Genomic DNA, 17975 nt, shown 5'->3' with positions numbered 1-17975 from the left:
GTCAGGCGAGGTAGCCGTGCGGGTCGGCGTCGAGGTGCTCGGCCAGGCGGCTCGCGAGCGCCATGATCGTGAGCGAGGGGTTGACGGACATCGTTCGAGGCACGACCGAGCCGTCGCCGACGTAGAGCCGGTCGACGCCCCGCACGCGCGCATCGGCGTCGACGACCGAGCGCTCTGGATCGCTGCCCATCCGGCACGTGCCCTGCACGTGCGTCGACGCGATGCCGGTCCAGCAGACCTGGGTCGCGCCCGCGGCCTCGAGCACGTCGCGCGAGAAGGCGAGCGCCGCGTCGAGTCGCGCCGTCTCCCGCTCGTTGAAAGCCGCAGCGAACACCTCGCCGCCGTCCTCGTCGACGGAGACGGTGCCGTTGTTCTCGTCGTTGACCATCGCGAGCAGCCCCACCCAGCGGCGGAACTTCCGCACGGCGTCGACGAGCGGCTGTCCCCACAGGGGCCCGTTCTCGTCCTCGAGCGTCGTCGCGAAGCTGATCGGGTCCTGGATGGTCGTGGCCTCGACAACGAAGCCGCCGTCCTCGTCGCGCTGGTGGTCCATCGCATGGGCGGAGATCGGGTAGACCATGTGGGCGTCCTGCGGCTCGTCGAAGAGCCCGTAGACGAGGCGCACGGGATGGAAGCCGAGGTTGCGGCCGATCAGCCGCGTGCTCGGGCTGTCGGGCAGCTCCGAGCGCATCAGCAGCTGGGGCGTGTTGAGCGTGCCCGCGGCGACGACGACCGCCCCCGCGTCGACGCGCCGGAGCGTTCCGTCGCGGTCGGCGTACTCGACCCCTCTCGCCTCGCCGTCCTCGACGACGACGCGCTGCACCGGCGCCTCCGCGCGGAGCTCGAGCCTCCCGGTCGCCCAGGCGTCGTGGATATAGGTGTTCATCGTCGACTTGCCCGCGTTCGTGGGGCAACCCTGGAGGCACGAGCCGCAGCTCATGCAGTTCGCGTCCGTGTACGCGTGCACCGGCTCGAGATGCGAGCCGAGCGCACGGAACCCCGGCTCGACGGTGTAGACGCTCTTGCGCCAGTCGGAGCGCACCCGGACGCCGAGCCGCCGCTCGACGCGGTCGTAGTGGGGGTCGAGGTCCGACGCGCCGAACGGCGTGCCGCCCGAGCCGACGAGGCCGCTCGCCTCGTGCCACTTCGCGTAGTCGTGCTCGGCGACCCGCAGCGCCACCTTGGTGTTGATCGTCGTCGTGCCGCCCACGCATCGTGCCGCGAGGAGCGCGACGAGGCCCCGGGCGCCGCCGTCGATCGGGGCGAAACGGAGCGGCCACCAGAAGTCGTGGTTCGCCTTCGCCTCCCAGCGCGTGAAGTCCGCGGCGGTGCGATGCGGGCCGGCCTCGAGCAGGAGCACTTTGCGGCCGCGATCGGCGAGCTCGCCGGCGACGACGCCGCCGCCCGCGCCCGACCCCACCACGACGACGTCGAAGCGCTCCGTCATCGAATCCCCAGGTAGGACCAGTCCTTATTCAGGCGCGTCGCGAGCGGTGAGTTGAAGTCGATCTCCTCCCAGGCGCCCTGCGCGTCGACCCCCGGCGCGACGAAGTCGCTGTAGAACGCCTCGATCGCCAGCGCGCGCACCCAGCCGAACTCCGGCGTCGAGACGTGGTCGGCGATGCGGCCCTCGCCGACCTTCGCGAACGCGTCGATTGCGGCGCCACGCGTCCCCTCGTCCATCCGCGCGAGGAGGGCGTCGACGTAGACCGCCGGCCGCACGCGCGCCGATCCGGGCACGATCGCGTCGCAGACCCGCTCCACCGTCCGCGCCGTGTCCGCGTCGAGCACCTGCAGGTCGCCCACCGGGCGACTATACGCCGCCGCCTCGCGCCGAGCGGGGCGCGTCAGTCCGCGATCCCGAGCCCCCAGCCGCCGTCGATCACGATCTCCTGGCCGGTGACGTACTCCGACGCCGGCGCCGCGAGGAAGAGCGCGAGCGCCTTCACGTCGTCGGGCCGCCCCACGCGGTGCATCGGGACGTCCTTCGCGACCATCGCCTGCAGTTCCGGGTCGTGTGCATGGCCGCCGCCGATGTTGGTGACGAAGAAGCCGGGGGCGATCGCGTTCGCGGTGATCCCTTCCGCGGCGAGCTCGAGCGCGAGGCAGCGGACGAGGTGCCGCGCGCCCGCCTTCGAGGCCATGTACGCCGAGCCGATCACGGGCTCGACCTTCGTCGCCGCGAGCGACGTCGTGACGACGATGCGGCCGTAGCCGCGCGGACGCATGTGGCGGGCCGCGGCGCGCGCCGTCGCGAAGATCCCGTTGAGGTTGACGTCGATCACGCGGTTCCAGCGCTCGTCGGTGTAGCGCTCGATCGCGCCTTCCTCGACGCGGGGCCGCTCGCTTCCCGCCCACCCTGCGACGAAGCCGGCGCCCGAGTCGATCCCCGCGTTCGCAAACGCGACGTCGAGCCGGCCGTAGATCGCCGCTGCCTCGTCCACTGCGCTGTCGAGCGCGGCATGGTCGGTCACGTCGGCAATGGCACCACGCACGTCGAGCCCTTCGCCCTCCAACCGCGCGGCCTCGCGGGACAACCCAGCCTCGTCGACGTCGATCAGCGTCACACGGGCGCCGTGCGCGGCGAGCACCTCGCCGTAGGCGAGCCCGAGACCGCTGGCGCCACCGGTCACGACGACACCGTGGCCGGTGACGTCGAAGCGCGAGGTCACGTTCACGCCGCGTCGACCCGGACGACGGCCTTCATCACCTCGACCGGATGGGCCATCGCGTAGGCGATCGCCTCCGGGGCGCGTGCGAGCGTGAACTCGTGCGTCACGAGGCTCGCGGCGACGTTTCGCCGGCGTCCGACGAGGTCGACCGCGGCCGCGAACTCCTCCGCGCCGCAGCAGCTCACACCGAGGACGTCGATCTCCTTCAGCGGCAGGTCGCCGACCCGCACGGGCGTGTGGTCGGCCGAGAGCCCGACGACCACGACGCGGCCCGCGTGCGCGACGACCTCGACCGCCTGCTGGACGAGCCCCGGCACGCCCGTCGCCTCGATCACCACCTCGGGCCCGTCGCCGCCCGCCCATTCCCGGACCGCCGCCGCGAGGTCGCCGTCGCCGCCGGCCTCGAGCGTGTCGGCGCCGATCCCCTCCGCGCGGGCGAGACGGCTCGCGAGAGTGTCGACGAGCAGGACGGAGGCGCCGCGGTCGGTCGCGGCGAGCGCGAGCGCCTGGCCGATCGGACCCGCACCGAGCACGACCACCCGCTCCGCCGCTGCGACGCGTCCGCGGACGACGGCGCGGACGGCGATCGACACCGGCTCGATCAGCGCTGCGAGGGCGGCATCCTGGTCGCCCACCGGGAACACCTGAGCGGCCGGGACGAGGAGCCGCTCCTGGAGCGCCCCGTCGCGGTGGACGCCGATCAGGCTGATGCGGACGCAGGCGTTGCCTCGCCCGATCCGGCACGCGTAGCACGTCCCGCAGGCGCCGACGGGCCAGAGCGCGACGCGCGTCCCGGTGACGAGCTCCGCCGGGCAATCCGGCCCGACGTCGAGGATCGTTCCCGCCGCCTCGTGGCCCTGGATGCGCGGGTAGAGGGTCGACGGGTCGTCGATCGTCCCGATGTCGCCGGTGAAGTAGTGGAAGTCCGAGCCGCACAGCCCGACGGCCTCCGGCGCGACCAGCACGTCTCCCGGCCCGGGCGCCCCGGGCTCCGGCACCCCGACGACCTCCATCGCACCCCGGCCGCGCGTCACGGCTGCCCGCATGATGGCCACGGGGTGATCGAATCATCCGGCGCGGTCGCACGCAACGCCGGCTCGCCGTCGTAGGATGACGCGCCCGGCATGCGCGAGCCTCTGTTCACCGAGACGCTGCAGATCTCGATCGTCGTGCGCGATCTCGAGGCGACGCTGCGGACCTATGTCGAGGAGTACGGCATCGGCCCGTGGGAGATCTATGCGTTCGACGGCGACCAGGTCATCCCGCTCCGCGGCGAGCCGGCCGTCGCGGGGGCGTGGCGGATCGCCGTGACGATGGTCGGGAGCGTCCAGTGGGAGCTCGTGGAGCCCCTCGACGACCGCAGCATCTACGCGGAGTTCCTCGCGACGAAGGGCGAGGGGCTCCACCACGTCGCGGTCGGCGGGACACCGTATGCGGAGCTCCTGGCGCAGCTCCGCGCGAAGGGCCGCTCGGTGCCGCTCGGAGGCGTCTACCGCGGCGTCACCTTCGCCTACCTCTCGACGGACGAGGACCTGAAGGCGATCACCGAGATCTTCGACTGGCCCGAGGGCCTCGTGCAGGAGCCGGACGCCGTGTATCCGGCCCAGGGGGCGTAAGCCACTCGCCGAGGCGGCCGGGGCCTGGTGGGGAAGCCCCGGCCGCGTCAGCGGTCGCTCAGGCGACCCTGAGCGTCTTCTTCCCGCCGGGCCTGGCGGTCGAGCTGTAGACGTACTTGCCCTTCTTGAGCGTCAGGTTCCACGTCGTCTTGCCCGTGCCCTTGACGGCCGTCACCTTGGTCACGCCCGGCCCGACGAGCCGGAAGCCCTGCGTGTTCGAGGTGTCCGCGACGATGATCGAGTACTTGCCGGGCTTCACCGACGTGACGAGCTTGCCGTCCTGGCGGATGGTGATGAACTGCCTGCCGAGCGTCGCCTGCAGGATCTTCCCGCCGTCGATCGCGCTCGGCACGAACTGCGTGAAGTTCGGCAACGAGTTGATGACGCCGTATTTCTTCGCGTACTGCGCGAGCTGCAGGACCTGCGTCCGGTTCATCACGGTCGTCCAGATCGGGAGGCGGATGTTCCGCGAGGCCGCGGGCAGGAGCTCGCGGATCTCGTCGCCGTGGTTCTGGGAGTACTCGAGCGACTGGTTCATCGCCGTCCGGAACCGCGCTGCGGCATCGGCGTTCTTCGACGCCCAGTCGGTCCTGACGAAGTAGCCGCCGATCGGGAAGTACTTCCCGAGCACGGGGCCCGGCGCGAACAGGTCTCGCGCCCCGTCGATCGAGATCGCCTGCGAGAGGAAGGGCTCCGGGGTCCAGATCGCGTCGACCTGGCCGCTGTTCAGCGCCGCCCGCATCGCCGGGAACGGCAGGGCGAGAAGCTTGATCGAGTTCTGGTCGACGCCCACCTTCTCGAGCGCCGCCCTGATCATCACCTCGCCCACGCCCTTGAGCGCGTTCACGGCGATCGTCTTCCCCGCGAGGTCCGCGGGCGTGCGGATCGAGCTCGACCCCTTCACCAGGATGTTCTGCCAGTTGCTCGCCTGGTCGGTGCTCTCCACCTCGCTCAGCGCGACCACGCTGATCGGGATTCCGGAGGTCCGCGCGATCATCGCCGGGACCCAGCCGGCGAATCCCACGTCCATGTTCGAGTTCGCGAGCCCGAGCATGATGTCGTTCCCGCTCTGGGCCGTGATCTTCTTGATCTCGATCCCCTGCTGCTCGAAGAACCCCTTCTTGATCCCGAGATCGAGCGGCAAGGTGTTGGCGATCGGGAGGACGCCGACCGTCAGGCTGACCGGCGTCGCCGCCTGCGACTTCCCGGGAGCTCCGGTTGCACCGCCGGCACACAGGGCGGCGACCAGGAGGATCGCGCAGCCGGCGACGACGGCGCGGCCGCGTTGCCTCGCTCTCGTTGACTTCATCCCTTCTCCTTCCTAGTCGTGGAGCCCTTCGCCGACGAGCGTCGACGGGGGTGCCGCCGTGGTGTCGTGCTTGATGAGCCGGTAGACGTAGGCGCGCCGGTGCGCGAACTCCGGAAGCTCCTTCGTCGCGATCTGATCGCGCGGCGAGGGAAGCTCCACCCCGATCACGTCCTTGACGACGGTCGGAGCATGGGTTAGGACGACGATCCGGTCGGAGAGATAGACGGACTCGTCGATGTCGTGCGTGACGAAGAGGATCGTGATCCCGAACTGGTCGCGCACCCGGAGGACGAGATCCTCGAGGTCGCCGCGCGTCTGCGCGTCGACGGACGCGAAGGGCTCGTCCATCAGCAGGATCGACGGCTGGTAGGCGAGCGCACGGGCGATCGCGACGCGCTGCTGCATCCCGCCCGAGAGCTGCCAGGGGTAGTGGTCGATGAAGCGCGTGAGACCGACCGCGCCGAGCGCCTCCTCGACGAGGCGCGTCCGCTCGTCCTTCGCGAGCTTCTTGTGCCGGAGCGGGAGCAGCACGTTGTTGCGAACCGTCGACCACGGCATCAGCGAGCGGTTGTACTCCTGGAACACGACCGCCATCTCTTCCGGCGGGCCCGTCACGCGCTCGCCGTGCAGGAGGACCTCGCCGCGCGTCGGGCGCATCAGGCCGGCGATGCACTTGAGCAGCGTCGTCTTGCCGCACCCCGACGGGCCGACGACGCACACGAGCTCCCGCTCGGCGATCGAGAAGGAGATGCTGCGGAGGGCATGCGTGACCTGGCTCCCCGAGCCGTACGTCTTGGCGACGTCCCTGATCTCGAGCATGCGGCCGTGCCTACTGCGGGGTCGCCGCTCTCCACCCGCGGTGCCAGGCGAGCATGCGCCGCTCCGCGAGCAGGTAGGCGAGGTTGAGGAGGTAGCCGATCAGGCCGATCAGCACGATCGCGGCCCACATCGGGCCGAGCTGGAACGTGTTCTTCGAGATGAGCAGCACGTAGCCGACGCCGCTCGTCGACGAGAAGTACTCGGCGACGACCATGATGATCACGGCGAGCGAGAGGCTGATCCTCATCCCCGCGGAGATCTGCGGGAATGCGGCGGGAAGGACGATGCGCCGGATCCGCTCGTGCGCGGGGATGCCGTAGGCGCGCGCGGTGTCGACGAGCGTCGGGTCGAGCCCGCGGATGCCGTCGATCGTGTTGAGCAGCACCGGGAAGATGCAGAAGAAGGCGATGAACGAGACCTTCTGCAGGTTCCCGATCGAGTGCAGCAGGATGACCGAGATCGGCAGCAGAGCCGGAGGGGGCATCGCGCGCCAGAACTCGATGTGCGGCATCGCGAACTTCCGCGCCCAGAGCGACATCCCGAGCGGAACGCCGAGCACGACCCCGATCGCCGAGCCGATCCCGAAGCCGAGCAGGATGCGCAGCAGGCTCGGCACGACGTCGCTTCGGAACTGCTCGAAGACCCAGAGGTCCATGAACTCCTGCACGATCTTCGAGGGCGGCGGCCAGAACTGGCTGTCCGCGGAGCGCGCCCAGAGCTCCCAGATCACGACGATGGCGATCGGGACGGCGATCTCGGCCGCGATCTTGACCGCCTCGTACCCGCGGCCTCTCACGCCGCCTCCAGGCGCTGAGAGGGATGCCAGCGGAGCGCTCGGCGCTCGAGCCACGTGAAGAGAACGTGCGTCGCGACGCCGAGGACGCCGGTCGCGAGGGCGAGGGCGTAGAGCTGGGTCGTCAGCCCGTAGGACTGGGCGAAGCCGACCATCTTCCCGAGGCCGGGCGTGCCCATGAAGAGCTCCGCCGTGAACGCGAGGATGAGCGAGACCGCCGAGGCGAGCCGCATCCCCGTCGCGATGTACGGGACCGCGCTGGGGAGCGTTATGCGCCACAGGCGCTCGCGCCTCGGCACGCCGAAGGACCGTGCCGTGTCGACGGTCACGGGGTCGACGTCCCGCACGCCGTACATCGTCTGCACGAGAATCGGCCAGAACGCGCCGAACGTGGCGAGGAAGATCTCGCTCTCGAGAACCGGGCCGAGCGTCAGGAAGAGCAGCGGGATCAGCGCCGCCGACGGGATCGGGCGCAGGAACTCGACGGGCACGCGGAAGGCGCGCCCTCCCAGGTCGCTCAACCCGAGGACGATGCCGATGGGGACCGCGAGCAGCGTCGCGAGCCCGAGCCCGATCGCCCACCCGCGTGCCGTCTGGAGGAAGGCGGTCCAGAAGTCCCGTGTCTGGACGAGCCCCCAGAGCTCGTCCATCGTCGCCGTCATCGACGGCAGGTCCTCCTCCCGGATCAGCCCGCTCGCGGAGACGGCCTCCCAGAAGAGGAGGGCGAACGCGAAGGAGAGGACGAAGACCAGCGCGTTTGCGAGCCGCGGCGACCGCGCCCGCTCCCGTTCGGCGAGGTGCTCGCCCGGAAGACCTGCGGCCGGGGCCTCCTGTGCCGCGTGCGCCATCCGGGTCAGCGTCCCGGCGTCGTTGGTGGTGCGACGGTCGATGGTCTGCTCGGTGCCGGCGCGGCGCGCCCTGCGATCCTCGTCACCTCTCCTCCGCCGGATTCGACACGTAGCGTGAACGCTATGGTCCGCGCCGTCTAGTTGTCAAGACGCCGTCCCACCATCCGGGACGCGTGCGACTGGACGGGCCGCCCTGGCGACGGCGGTCGAGGGAGCTACTCGCGCGCCTGTTGAAGGGCGCGCCAGACCCGCTCGCCGCTCGCGGGCATCTCGACGTGGCGGACGCCGAACGACGCGAGCGCGTCCACGACGGCGCTCTGCACGGCAGGCGTCGAGCCGATCGTGCCGGACTCCCCGATCCCCTTCGCCCCGAGCGCGTTGAGCGGGGTCGGCGTCTCCATCCCCACGACGTCCCACGACGGCAGCTCGGCCGCCGAGGAGAAGGCATAGCCGAGAAAGCTCGCGGTGAGCGGGTTGCCCTCGTCGTCGTAGACGAACTCCTCGTGCAAGGCCTGAGCGACGCCTGTCGCGACGCCGCCGTGCACCTGGCCCTCGGCGATCGTCGGGTTGACGATCGTCCCGGCGTCGTCGACGGCGACGAGCCGGCGCAGCTCGACCACGCCGCTCTCCGTGTCGACCTCTACGACCGCGACGTGGGCACCGAACGGGAAGGTCGGCGCGTCCGCCTTGAAGATCTCGTCGGCGCGCAGCTCGCCCAGCCGACCCTCTCCGTCCAGGCGTCCCGCAAGATCCTTCCACGTCACGACCGGCGTCGGTGAGCCGGCCACGTGGAAGCCGCCGGCGCCGGCGTCGAGCACGACGTCCTCGACGCGCGCCTCGAGCTGCTCGGCTGCAAGCTCGCGCCCGCGCGCCGCGACGACCTGTGCTGCCTGCCCCGCCGCCACCCCGCCGATCTGGGTCGACTTGGAGCCGAACGTGCCGGCGCCCTGGGAGACCTCGTCCGTGTCGCCCTTGATCACGCGGACGGCGTCGAGCGGGAGCCCGAGCCGGTCGGCGACGATCATCGCGAACGTCGTCTCGTGCCCCTGTCCGTGCGAGAACGAGCCCGTGCGCACGATCGCCGCACCGTCCGGCGTGATCTCGACCGCGCCGAGCTCCGGTTCCGCGAGACCGTTCGTGACCTCGACGTAGGTGCTCACGCCGATGCCGAGCGCGCGCCGGTCACCCGACTCGCGACGCCGGCGCTGCTCCTCGCGGAGCCCCTCGTAGCCGGCGTTCTCGAGCGCGAGGTCGAGGGCCTGCTCGTAGGCGCCGCTGTCGTAGGGCGCACCGGAGGCGGTCTTGAGCGGGAACGCGTCGGAGGCGAAGAGGTTCCGTCGGCGAACCTCGACCGGATCCAGCCCGAGCTCGGAGGCGAAGAGGTCCATCGCGCGCTCGATCGCCTGCGCCGCCTCGGGCCGGCCTGCTCCGCGGAAGGGCCCGGTGGGAGTCGTGTTCGTCACCACGCTCGTGAACTCGCTCTCGATCTTCGGGATCGCGTAGACGCCACTCGCCATCAGCGTCGTGAAGCCCGGGAGGACCGCGCCGATCCGCGGGTACGCGCCCGCGTCCTGGAGGACGCGCAAGCGGTACGCCTCGACCTTGCCGTCGCCGCTGCCTCCGAGCGTGAACTCGAGCTGCGATGCGCGGCCGTGCCACATTCCGACCATGTTCTCGCTGCGCGTCTCCGTCCAGCGCACGGGCCGCCCCGTCGCGCGCGCGAGCCACGCGACGAGGACATCCTCGACGCCGAGCATCTTCGCCCCGAAACCGCCGCCGACGTCCGGCGAGATCACGCGCACCTCCGAGGCCTCGAGGCCCAGGCTTCTCGCGATCCCGTCCCGGTCCTGGTGCGGCGTCTGCGACGTCAGCCAGGCAGTGAGCCGGCCGTCGTCCCCGACGACCGCGGCGCAAGAGCGCGGCTCGAGCGGGCACGCGGCGAGACGCTGGCTCACGAGGCTCCCGGACACGACGACGTCGCAGCCCTCGAACAGCGACTCGTCCGCCTCGACCGGGTGGCTGGCGCAGACGTTCGTCTCCGCCTCGGGGAAGAGCAGGACATCGCCGGCGAGCGCCTTCGCGGGATCGGCGACGACGGGAAGCGGGTCGTACTCGACGGCGACGAGCTCCGCCGCGTCGACGCCGTCTGCCCGGGTCTCCGCGACGACCACGGCGACGATGTCACCGACGAAGCGGACGACGCCGTCCGCGAGGTACGGCCGGCCCATGCGCTGATCGAGCCCGGGGAACGGCGGCGGCGCGAAGGTGCCGATGTCGAGGTCGGCCGCGGTGAAGACGCGTGCCCCGGGGAGCGCCGAGGCGGCCGACACGTCGATGCCGACGATCCGGGCATGTGCGAACGGCGAGCGGACGAAGGTCGCGTGCAGCGCGCCCTCGAGCTCGAGGTTCTCGACGTAGAGGCCCTCGCCGCGAAGGAAGCGCCCGTCCTCGACCCGCAGGACGCGTTGACCCATCATCCCGCTCACGCCGCCTCGACTATGTCACACCAGGTCGCTCAGGCGTCGCCCCACGGCCGTACGCGCGGCGGAGGCGGGGTGCCGTGCGCATCCAGCCACGAGACCACCGGGTTGCGCAGCACGCCGATGCCCTCGATCTCGGCCTCCATCACGTCGCCTGGCTTCAAGTAGAGGCGCGCCCGCTCCTCGGGCGACTTGAACCCGGCGACGCCGGACACGGTCCCCGTCGAGAGCACGTCGCCGGCCGAGTACGTGAGGCCCGAGAAGTTGGACAGGATTTCGGGGATCGTCACGGACATGCGGCTCGAGTGGGACTCCTGGCGCACCTCTCCGTTGACCCGCAGCTGCATCGCGAGATCGTGGGGATCGGTGATCTCGTCGGGCGTCACGATCCACGGCCCGAGCGGGCAGAACGTGTCGATCGCCTTGCAGAAGCTGAAGACACCGGACTTCATCTCGCCGCGCTGGATGTCCCGCGCGGTGATGTCGTTGAAGATCACGTAGCCGCCGACGTAGTCCATCGCCTCCTCGGCCGAGAACCACTTCCCGTCCTTCTTCAGGACGACGGCGAGCTCGAGCTCGTAGTCGAGCTCCTCCGTCAGGTGCTCGGGGTAGATCACCGGCTCGTCGTGCCCGACGATCGCGTCGACGTTCTGGAAGAAGTTGATCCACGGCGCGATCGCGTGCGACCAGTCGACGTTCTTCGACTCCTCCTCGTGCTCGCGGAAGTTCCCGGCCGTGTGGAAGAACTTCTTCGGGACGATCGGCGCCCGGAGCTTGACGCGTTCGAGGGGAGTCATCGTCCGTTCGTCTTCGTAAGCGCGACGCGCGATCTCCATGCCCTCGTCACCGAGTGCAAAGAGGTCCCGCATGGTGCGAATACGGGCGTCGTGAATCTGCGCGATCTCCTCTTCCCGGAGGACCCCGACCTTCCCGTCGTCGTACGTGACGAGCTTCACCCGCAGATCCTCTGCGCAACGCGCGCGTAGACGTCAGCCATCTGCACCAGCCCTTCGATGTCGAGATTTTCACCCAGCTCGACGTCCATCAGACCCGTGGACGTCCCGTAGTTCACCGTCGGGATCCCGTACCGGGTCAGCGCGGACGCGTCCGAGAACCAGCGCGTCACGTCGCGCCCCGGCTGCTCGCCGAAGACCTCCGCGTGCGCGGCGTCGATCGCGCCGATCAACTCGTGGTTCTCGTCGATCTCCGCCCCGGGCGCCGTCACGTAGATCTCGCCCTCGACCCCGAAGTCGGGGAACCGCTCTGCGAGGGCGCGCACCATGTCGAGCACCTCGCGACGCGCCACGGCCATCGGCTTCGTCGGAGGAACGCGGACGTCGAGGAAGAGATCGGCGTGATGCGGCGTCCGGGAGACACGCCACCCGAAGCCCCCCTCGACGGCGCCGACGTTGACGATCGCCTTCGCACCGCGGTAGCCGTTCGCGGGGTCGTCCTCCCAGGTCGGGATCCACTCTTCGACCGCCGCGAGCACCTGCTTCTGACGCAGGATCGCATTCCGGTCGCGCCGCCCTTCGCTGAAGGCGGTGTGGATGAAGTCTCCGTGCACCCGAATCCGCAGCCAGAGCGCGCCGAAGTGGCCGAGCACCACCTTGCCCTCCGTCGGCTCCCCGAGCAGGCACATGTCGGCGACGCCGCCGTGCGAGACGAGATATCGCGTGCCCGCCGCGTAGCCCCGGTACTGCGCGCCGACCGCGTCGCCCTGCTGCGTCTTCTCGATCTCGCCGCAGACCGCGGCGATCAGCACGTCGCCGCGCAGCCGCACGCCCGCGTCCTGCAGCGCGCGCACGGCCTCGACGTAGCAGGCGAGCGCGCCCTTCATGTTCGAGATCCCGAGCCCGTAGAGCCGCCCGTCGCGGACGAAGGCCTCGGGCTGGAAGCCGGGCACGTTACGCAACCACGGCTCCTGTCCGGAGTACGAGGTGTCCATGTGCCCGTTGAACATGAGGCTCTTGCCGCCGCCCGCGCCCTCCCAGACCCCGAGCGCGTTGGCGCGGCCGTCCTCGACCTGCTGCCATTGGCAGCGCAGGCCCATCTCGTCGAAGAGCTCGCGCATGAGCTCCGCCATCCCCTGCTCGTCGCCCGTGAAGCTGTGCACGCCGACCATGCGGCTCGCGGTCTCCACCAGACGGTCGCGGTCGACCGAGCTCGTGGGCAGGCCCGCAGTCACCGTGGCCAGATCCTAGGCGCGGAAGTGCGGCAGCACTCGAGCGCCGAAGAGGCGGATCTGCTCGTGCCGGTCCTCGCCCCAGAGCTCGAGCATCACGTGCGTGCACCCCGCGTCGCGGTACTCCTCGATCGCCGCGATGCAGTCGGCAGGCGTCCCCGCGATCGGCCTGCACTTGTCGAGCAACGCGTCGGTGACCTGCGCCTTCGCGGCGAGCCGTCCGCCCTGTTCCATCGCTTCGGCGACCGGCCGGATCTCGTCCATCTCGATGCCGGCAAGCTCGAGCAACGTGTCTGCCGCGCCGGCAATGTTCTGAACCTTGTTCGCGAGGTACATGCCCGCGATCTCGCGAGCACCGTCGCGCCCGCGGTCGCGGTCGTCGGCGTGGATCGAGGCGACGACCGTGCAGCCGATGTCGATGTCGGCCGCGACGTTGTCCCGCGTGTAGCGCACGAAGGCCGGCGTCGTGATCGACGGCGTCAGGCATCCGTCGGCGATCTCGCCGGCGAGCGCCTGCATCTTCGGCGCCGTCGCGGCGACGTAGACGGGCGGCACGCCACGGGGCGTGTGCGCCTCGGCCGAGAGCGCGGGCACATCCGCACTCCAGGTGTCGCCGTCGTAGGAGAACGCCTCACCGCCGAGGACGCCCTTCACGATCGTGACGGCGTCCCGCATCGGCCCGAGCGTCTTCTTCGTCTGGCCCTTGATGTTGTTGAGAAAGATCTTCGAGGTCCCGAACCCGAGCAGGAACCGGTCGGGACCGGCCGCCTCCTGCACGACGCGCGCGTCCATCGCGACCTGCACCGGGTGCCGCGTCCACGGCGAGATGATCCCCCACCCGATCGCGAGCTGCTTCGTCTCGCGCGCCATCAGCGCCGAGACGACCGTCGACGAGCGCGCCTCCATCTGGTGCTTGCGCCACCAGGGGTACGCCTCGGCGAGCCAGACGGTGTCCATGCCCGCCTCGTCCATCGCGCGCGCCGACGCGAGCATCTCGTCGAGCGGCTCCATCGTGAGCTGCATGACGCCGATCCGGAAGGGGACGTCTGACATGTCACGGGACACTACCACCCCAGTCACGGAGGCCCTCGCCTCGGTGAACGGGTCCATGATCCGTGGCCGCACCGGTCTCGTCACGCGCAAACCCCCGGTCGGCGGGTGAGCGCCGAACGAGCCCGCGTGTCGATGGAGAACGACGCGGAGAAACGCGGCGACCGTGGAGCGGGCTCGCTACGCGCCCGCGGCGCCGGTCTTCGCCTCCTGCACCTCGTTCTCGAGCGCCGCGAGGACGTTCCCGACCTGCTGGTTGATGATCGGCTGCAGGACGCGCTGGCCCATCGAACCGACCGGGCCGGCGATCTTCACGTCCGCCTCCCAGGCCATCGACGTGTGCTCGCCCTCGCCCGAGAGGCTGAACGAGGTCGTCATGTTCATCAGCGCGCCCACGCCGGTGCCCTTCGCGTTCAGCGACGCGAACTCGGGCGGCCGCTCCTCGAGCTTCTCGAACTTCATCGACATCTTCAGCCCGCCGAGGCCGAGCGGCACCTTGACCTTCGCGCTCCAGTGCCGGTCGTCGGCGATCTCGAAGCTCTCGACGCCCGGCATCGTCTTCGCCATCTTCGAGGGGTCGTTGATCACGCTCCAGACGACCTCGCGCGACGCGTCGAACTCCTTCGTGCCCTCGATCTTCATCCTTTGACCTCCACCTTCTCGCGGGACCGCTCCGGGTGCCGGAGCATCTCCCAGACGCGGTGGTACGGGTTGTGGCTCGACGTGACGATGGCGCCGCCGGAGGCGCGCAGGGCGTCCTGCAGCGCGGCGCCGATGCAGTGGATCCCGCCGCCGCCACCCTCGCCCATGCCCTTCGTCCCGAGCGGCGTGAACGGCGAGGGCGACTCGATCGCAGCCGTCTTGAGCGGCGGCATGTCGAGCGTGTGCGGGACGTGGTAGTCGTAGAAGTTCGGCGTCAGGAGGTTGCCCTCGTCGTCGTAGGCGAAGACCTCGAACATCGCCGCGCCGATTGCGTGGGCGGTCGCGCCCATCACCTGACCCTCGACGATCTTCGGGTTGACCCGCATGCCGCAGTCGTCCACGGCCGCGTAGTCGACCAGCTCGTAGACACCGGTCTCGGGATCGACCTCGAGGACGCAGGCGTGGATCTGCATGGAGTACGTGAGCGTGAGGTTGCCGAACTTCGTGTCCTTGTCCGGTACCTGGAACTGCGGGCGGAAGACGAACCGGGCGTTCATCGGAGGCGGGTCGATCGGGAAGCCGGCGTTGTTCGCGTTCGGAATCGCCCCGAGCGCCATGAAGGGAAGCGCGGCCTCGTGGTTCTCCTTCATGCGCGCGAACCCGTCCGCCAGCTCGATGTCTTCGACGGAGCACTGGAAGACCATCGACGCGAGCGTCTTCATCTGCCGCGCGAGCTCCTCCGTCGCGCCCTTCACCGCGCCAAGCCCCGTCACGGCGAACTGGCTCGCGTACGTGCCGGAGAAGCCCGCGTGCGAGTTCCAGTAGCTGTCGTGCCCGGCCCGGACGTGGACCATGTCGACGTCGCAGCCGAGGATGTCGGCGACGACCTGCGCCGCTGTCGTCTCGTGGCTCTGGCCCTGCGGCGTCGTCCCGAGCGTGACCACGATCTCACCGAAGATGTCGAGTTTCGCCGTCGCCACCTCGTTGTTCCCCGAGAACTGGAGCTCGGGGTTCACGAGCTGCGACTGGCCGAAGTTGTTCGTCCCCGAGTCGAGCGTCGAGCCGATCCCGAAGCCGAGCAGCTTCCCGCGCGAGGCGGCCTCCTCGCGGCGCTCCTCGATCGCGTCGTAGCCGATCAGGTCGAGCACGAGGTCGAGCGCCTTCGGGTAGTCGCCGGAGTCGTAGACACAGCCGTTCGGCGTCTCGTACGGCATCTGCTCGGGCTGCACGTAGTTCTTCTTCCGCAGCTCGACGCGGTCGAACCCGAGCTCGTGGGCGACGATGTCGATGATCCGCTCCGTGAACCAGAGATGCTGCATCCGCGAGTACCCGCGGTTCGGCGAGCACGGCGCCTTGTTCGTCAGCACCTGTGTGAAGTCGAGCCGGAGGTTGCGCCAGCTGTACATCCCGGGCGCGACCTGTGACCAGATGACTCCGCCGAGCGGCTCGTAACGGAGGTACGCGCCGGCGTCGTCGAGGGCCCGCGAGCGGAACCCGGTCATCGTCCCGTCGGCCATGACCGCGACCTCGGTGTCGAGGAACCAGCGCTCGTTGCCGTGGGACATGGACTGGTGGAAATCGGTGCGCCACTCGGTCCACTGCACCGCGCGACCGAGCTTGCGCGCGAGGAGGCAGAGCGCGACGAGCTGCGGGTGCGTCGTGATCTTGTTGCCGAAGCCGCCGCCGATGTCCTGGGTGACCAGCCGGAGCTTGTCGGTGCCGACCCGCAGCGCCGGCGCCATCATGATCGCCGCGAAGCCGGGGAACTGGTTGTTCGTCGTGATCGTCCACTGCCCGGTGCCCCGGTTGTACTCGACGAGCGCGCCGTCCAGCTCGAGCGGCGTCGAGTTGAAGCGCTCGAAGTGCAGCTCGGAGATCTTCACGACGTGATCGGCCTCGGCGAACGCCTTGTCGACGTCGCCCCACTCCCAGACGCCGGTGTAGGACACGTTTCCGCCGGCCTCCTCGTGGAGCACGGGAGCCCCGTCCTCGAGCGCCTTCCGTGCGTCGACGACGACGTCGAGCGGCTCGAAGTCGACCATCACGAGCTCGGACGCGTCGCGAGCGAGCTCGCGCGTCTCGGCGACGACCGCGACGACCGGCTCACCGATGTAGCGCACCTTGCCGACCGCGAGCGCGTAGTCCTTGACGCTTCCGCCGGGCTCGGCCGCAATCTGGAAGAACGGGTCGGTGAGGATCGCGACCTCGTCGCCCGTGAGCGTCCCGTAGACCCCCGGGAGCTCGAGCGCGGCGCTGACGTCGATCGAGACGATCCGCGCATGAGCGTACGGCGAACGGAGGAAATGCACATACCCCATCCCGTGCCGCTTCACGTCGTCGAAGAAGGTCCCCTGCCCCTGGACGAGCCGGCGATCCTCCTTCCGCGGGACGCTCTGACCGACCGCGCCCTTCTGGAGCGTCGTCGTGCCCTCTGTCTGGACGGTTGTCACGCTCCCCCCTTCCCCGCGGCCACGACGGCTTCGACGATGTTCCAGTACCCGGTGCAGCGGCAGATGTTGCCCTGCAGGGCGACCTTGACCTCGTCCTCGGTGGGGCTCGGCGTCTCCTCCAGGAGCGCCGCCGCGCTCATCAGCATCCCGGGCGTGCAGTAGCCGCACTGCAGGGCGTGGTGGTCGGAGAACGACTGCTGCAACGGCGTCAGCTCCTCCTCGGAGAGCCCCTCCACGGTCGTCACGGCAGCACCGTCGGCCTGCACGGCAAGAACGGCGCAGCTCTTCACCGGTACGCCGTTCAGGTGGACGGTGCACGCGCCGCAGCTGCCCGTGTCGCAGCCGATGTGCGTCCCGGTCAGATCGAGGTCGTCGCGCAGGAAGTGGACGAGCAGGCGCCGTGCAGGCACCTCCCGCTCGTAGGTCGTGCCGTTCACCGCGACCGTCACGACCATCTCGGTCACCGGCGTCGTGGACATCTCATCCCCTCGCTTTCTCGGCGGCCTGCATGACGGCGCGGACCGTCGACGTCTCGGCGAGGCTGCGCCGGTAGTCGGCCGACGCGTGCACGTCCGACGGCGGATCGAGCGTCGCGCCCAGGCCGTCGACGGCGGCGCGTACCGTCGCCTCGTCGACGTCGGCTCCCGACAGCTTCTCCTCGACGGCGCTCGCGCGGTGAGGAACGGCCGCGACGCACCCGAGCGCAATCCGCCACCCGCCGTCGACGACGGTTGCCGCAGCATTCGAGACGTACGTCCCGTGCGCGCCCAGTGTGACGCCGGCCATGCCGTCGCCGACTCCCTTGCCACCCGCCGGGACGTCGATCCGCGTCAGGAGGTCCCCTTCTCCCACGGCGGTCTCGAACACGCCGACGAAGAACTCCTCGGCGGAGACCGTGCGCTCGCCGCCCGCGTTGCGGATCGTCATCGACGCCCCGAGCGCGACGAGGAGCGGCGGGAAGTGGTTCGTCGGGTCGTTGACGCAGATGTTGCCGCCGAGCGTCCCGCGGTTTCGCACCTGGACGTCGGCCACGGTCGCGGCGACCTCCGCGAGGATCGGACGGCTGACCTCCACCTCGGAGGAGCGGATGATCGACGCGAGCGTGGCCATC

Annotated in this window: 17 protein-coding genes; 1 reads left to right on the top strand and 16 read right to left on the bottom strand. The window is 70.2% G+C overall.

All coding sequences use genetic code 11. The features are described from left to right. Position 1: 1 nt before the first annotated feature. From VNM44_RS12885 to VNM44_RS12870, 4 genes are read right to left on the bottom strand one after another with little or no spacing between them, the layout of a single operon-like run. Positions 2-1447, bottom strand: coding sequence for a GMC family oxidoreductase (locus tag VNM44_RS12885; protein WP_325626287.1), 1446 nt, complete (start codon positions 1445-1447; stop codon positions 2-4). After that, a complete protein-coding gene (locus VNM44_RS12880; RefSeq protein ID WP_325626286.1) occupies positions 1444-1806 on the bottom strand; it encodes a hypothetical protein in 363 nt (120 codons plus the stop codon). Before VNM44_RS12880 ends, VNM44_RS12885 begins: the two co-directional genes overlap by 4 nt. Positions 1807-1847: 41 nt before the next feature. Next, positions 1848-2672 (bottom strand): SDR family NAD(P)-dependent oxidoreductase, encoded by an 825-nt coding sequence (locus tag VNM44_RS12875; protein ID WP_325626285.1) that lies wholly within the window; start codon positions 2670-2672, stop codon positions 1848-1850. 2 nt (positions 2673-2674) lie between these two features. Continuing rightward, positions 2675-3718, bottom strand: coding sequence for a zinc-binding dehydrogenase (locus tag VNM44_RS12870; protein WP_325626311.1), 1044 nt, complete (start codon positions 3716-3718; stop codon positions 2675-2677). A 78-nt stretch (positions 3719-3796) separates the two neighbouring features. Between VNM44_RS12870 and VNM44_RS12865 the strand changes: the two genes are divergently transcribed. Beyond that, positions 3797-4288 (top strand): VOC family protein, encoded by a 492-nt coding sequence (locus VNM44_RS12865; RefSeq protein ID WP_325626284.1) that lies wholly within the window; start codon positions 3797-3799, stop codon positions 4286-4288. 58 nt (positions 4289-4346) lie between these two features. On the opposite strand, the gene VNM44_RS12860 is transcribed toward VNM44_RS12865, so the two are convergent. The 12 genes from VNM44_RS12860 to VNM44_RS12805 all read right to left on the bottom strand — a co-directional run. Next, a complete protein-coding gene (locus VNM44_RS12860) occupies positions 4347-5597 on the bottom strand; it encodes an ABC transporter substrate-binding protein (RefSeq protein ID WP_325626283.1) in 1251 nt (416 codons plus the stop codon). Between the two features lie 12 nt (positions 5598-5609). After that, positions 5610-6416, bottom strand: coding sequence for an ABC transporter ATP-binding protein (locus tag VNM44_RS12855; protein ID WP_325626282.1), 807 nt, complete (start codon positions 6414-6416; stop codon positions 5610-5612). A 10-nt stretch (positions 6417-6426) separates the two neighbouring features. After that, entirely contained in the window at positions 6427-7212 is a 786-nt protein-coding gene (locus tag VNM44_RS12850) for an ABC transporter permease (protein WP_325626281.1), read from the bottom strand. After that, a complete protein-coding gene (locus VNM44_RS12845) occupies positions 7209-8057 on the bottom strand; it encodes an ABC transporter permease (protein ID WP_325626280.1) in 849 nt (282 codons plus the stop codon). The genes VNM44_RS12850 and VNM44_RS12845 overlap by 4 nt, the downstream gene beginning before the upstream one ends. Before the next feature lie 215 nt (positions 8058-8272). Next, positions 8273-10534 (bottom strand): xanthine dehydrogenase family protein molybdopterin-binding subunit, encoded by a 2262-nt coding sequence (locus tag VNM44_RS12840; RefSeq protein ID WP_325626310.1) that lies wholly within the window; start codon positions 10532-10534, stop codon positions 8273-8275. A 38-nt stretch (positions 10535-10572) separates the two neighbouring features. Continuing rightward, positions 10573-11493: a fumarylacetoacetate hydrolase family protein gene (locus tag VNM44_RS12835; RefSeq protein ID WP_325626279.1), complete on the bottom strand. Its 921-nt coding sequence runs from the start codon at positions 11491-11493 to the stop codon at positions 10573-10575. Continuing rightward, on the bottom strand, positions 11490-12725 hold the full coding sequence (locus VNM44_RS12830; RefSeq protein ID WP_325626278.1) for a M20 family metallopeptidase: 1236 nt from the start codon (positions 12723-12725) through the stop codon (positions 11490-11492). The genes VNM44_RS12835 and VNM44_RS12830 overlap by 4 nt, the downstream gene beginning before the upstream one ends. 12 nt (positions 12726-12737) lie before the next feature. Then, positions 12738-13775 carry an LLM class flavin-dependent oxidoreductase gene (locus VNM44_RS12825; RefSeq protein WP_325626277.1) on the bottom strand — a complete coding sequence of 346 codons (1038 nt, stop codon included), beginning with the start codon at positions 13773-13775 and terminating at the stop codon, positions 12738-12740. 177 nt (positions 13776-13952) lie between these two features. Then, positions 13953-14414, bottom strand: coding sequence for a CoxG family protein (locus VNM44_RS12820; RefSeq protein ID WP_325626276.1), 462 nt, complete (start codon positions 14412-14414; stop codon positions 13953-13955). Then, positions 14411-16864, bottom strand: coding sequence for a xanthine dehydrogenase family protein molybdopterin-binding subunit (locus VNM44_RS12815; protein WP_325626275.1), 2454 nt, complete (start codon positions 16862-16864; stop codon positions 14411-14413). Before VNM44_RS12815 ends, VNM44_RS12820 begins: the two co-directional genes overlap by 4 nt. Next, complete coding sequence (locus VNM44_RS12810; RefSeq protein WP_325626274.1) at positions 16861-17343, bottom strand: (2Fe-2S)-binding protein; 483 nt, start codon at positions 17341-17343, stop codon at positions 16861-16863. The genes VNM44_RS12815 and VNM44_RS12810 overlap by 4 nt, the downstream gene beginning before the upstream one ends. A 1-nt stretch (position 17344) precedes the next feature. Then, positions 17345-17975 (bottom strand): FAD binding domain-containing protein (locus tag VNM44_RS12805; RefSeq protein WP_325626273.1); only part of this gene is annotated, 631 nt, incomplete at its 5' end.

It is taken from the genome of Gaiella sp. (genome assembly GCF_035558935.1).
Classification (GTDB): domain Bacteria; phylum Actinomycetota; class Thermoleophilia; order Gaiellales; family Gaiellaceae; genus Gaiella.
Note: the sequence above shows the minus strand (reverse complement) of the source record. Positions and strands in the feature narration are given on the sequence as shown.

What these genes read in the sequence shown, in the direction of transcription:
- VNM44_RS12885 (WP_325626287.1), bottom strand. Translation starts at nt 1,447, where the DNA reads ATGACGGAGCGCTTCGACGTCGTCGTGGTGGGGTCGGGCGCGGGCGGC.
- VNM44_RS12870 (WP_325626311.1), bottom strand. Translation starts at nt 3,718, where the DNA reads ATGCGGGCAGCCGTGACGCGCGGCCGGGGTGCGATGGAGGTCGTCGGG.
- VNM44_RS12865 (WP_325626284.1), top strand. Translation starts at nt 3,797, where the DNA reads ATGCGCGAGCCTCTGTTCACCGAGACGCTGCAGATCTCGATCGTCGTG.
- VNM44_RS12860 (WP_325626283.1), bottom strand. Translation starts at nt 5,597, where the DNA reads ATGAAGTCAACGAGAGCGAGGCAACGCGGCCGCGCCGTCGTCGCCGGC.
- VNM44_RS12855 (WP_325626282.1), bottom strand. Translation starts at nt 6,416, where the DNA reads ATGCTCGAGATCAGGGACGTCGCCAAGACGTACGGCTCGGGGAGCCAG.
- VNM44_RS12845 (WP_325626280.1), bottom strand. Translation starts at nt 8,057, where the DNA reads ATGGCGCACGCGGCACAGGAGGCCCCGGCCGCAGGTCTTCCGGGCGAG.
- VNM44_RS12840 (WP_325626310.1), bottom strand. Translation starts at nt 10,534, where the DNA reads ATGATGGGTCAACGCGTCCTGCGGGTCGAGGACGGGCGCTTCCTTCGC.
- VNM44_RS12825 (WP_325626277.1), bottom strand. Translation starts at nt 13,775, where the DNA reads ATGTCAGACGTCCCCTTCCGGATCGGCGTCATGCAGCTCACGATGGAG.
- VNM44_RS12820 (WP_325626276.1), bottom strand. Translation starts at nt 14,414, where the DNA reads ATGAAGATCGAGGGCACGAAGGAGTTCGACGCGTCGCGCGAGGTCGTC.
- VNM44_RS12810 (WP_325626274.1), bottom strand. Translation starts at nt 17,343, where the DNA reads ATGTCCACGACGCCGGTGACCGAGATGGTCGTGACGGTCGCGGTGAAC.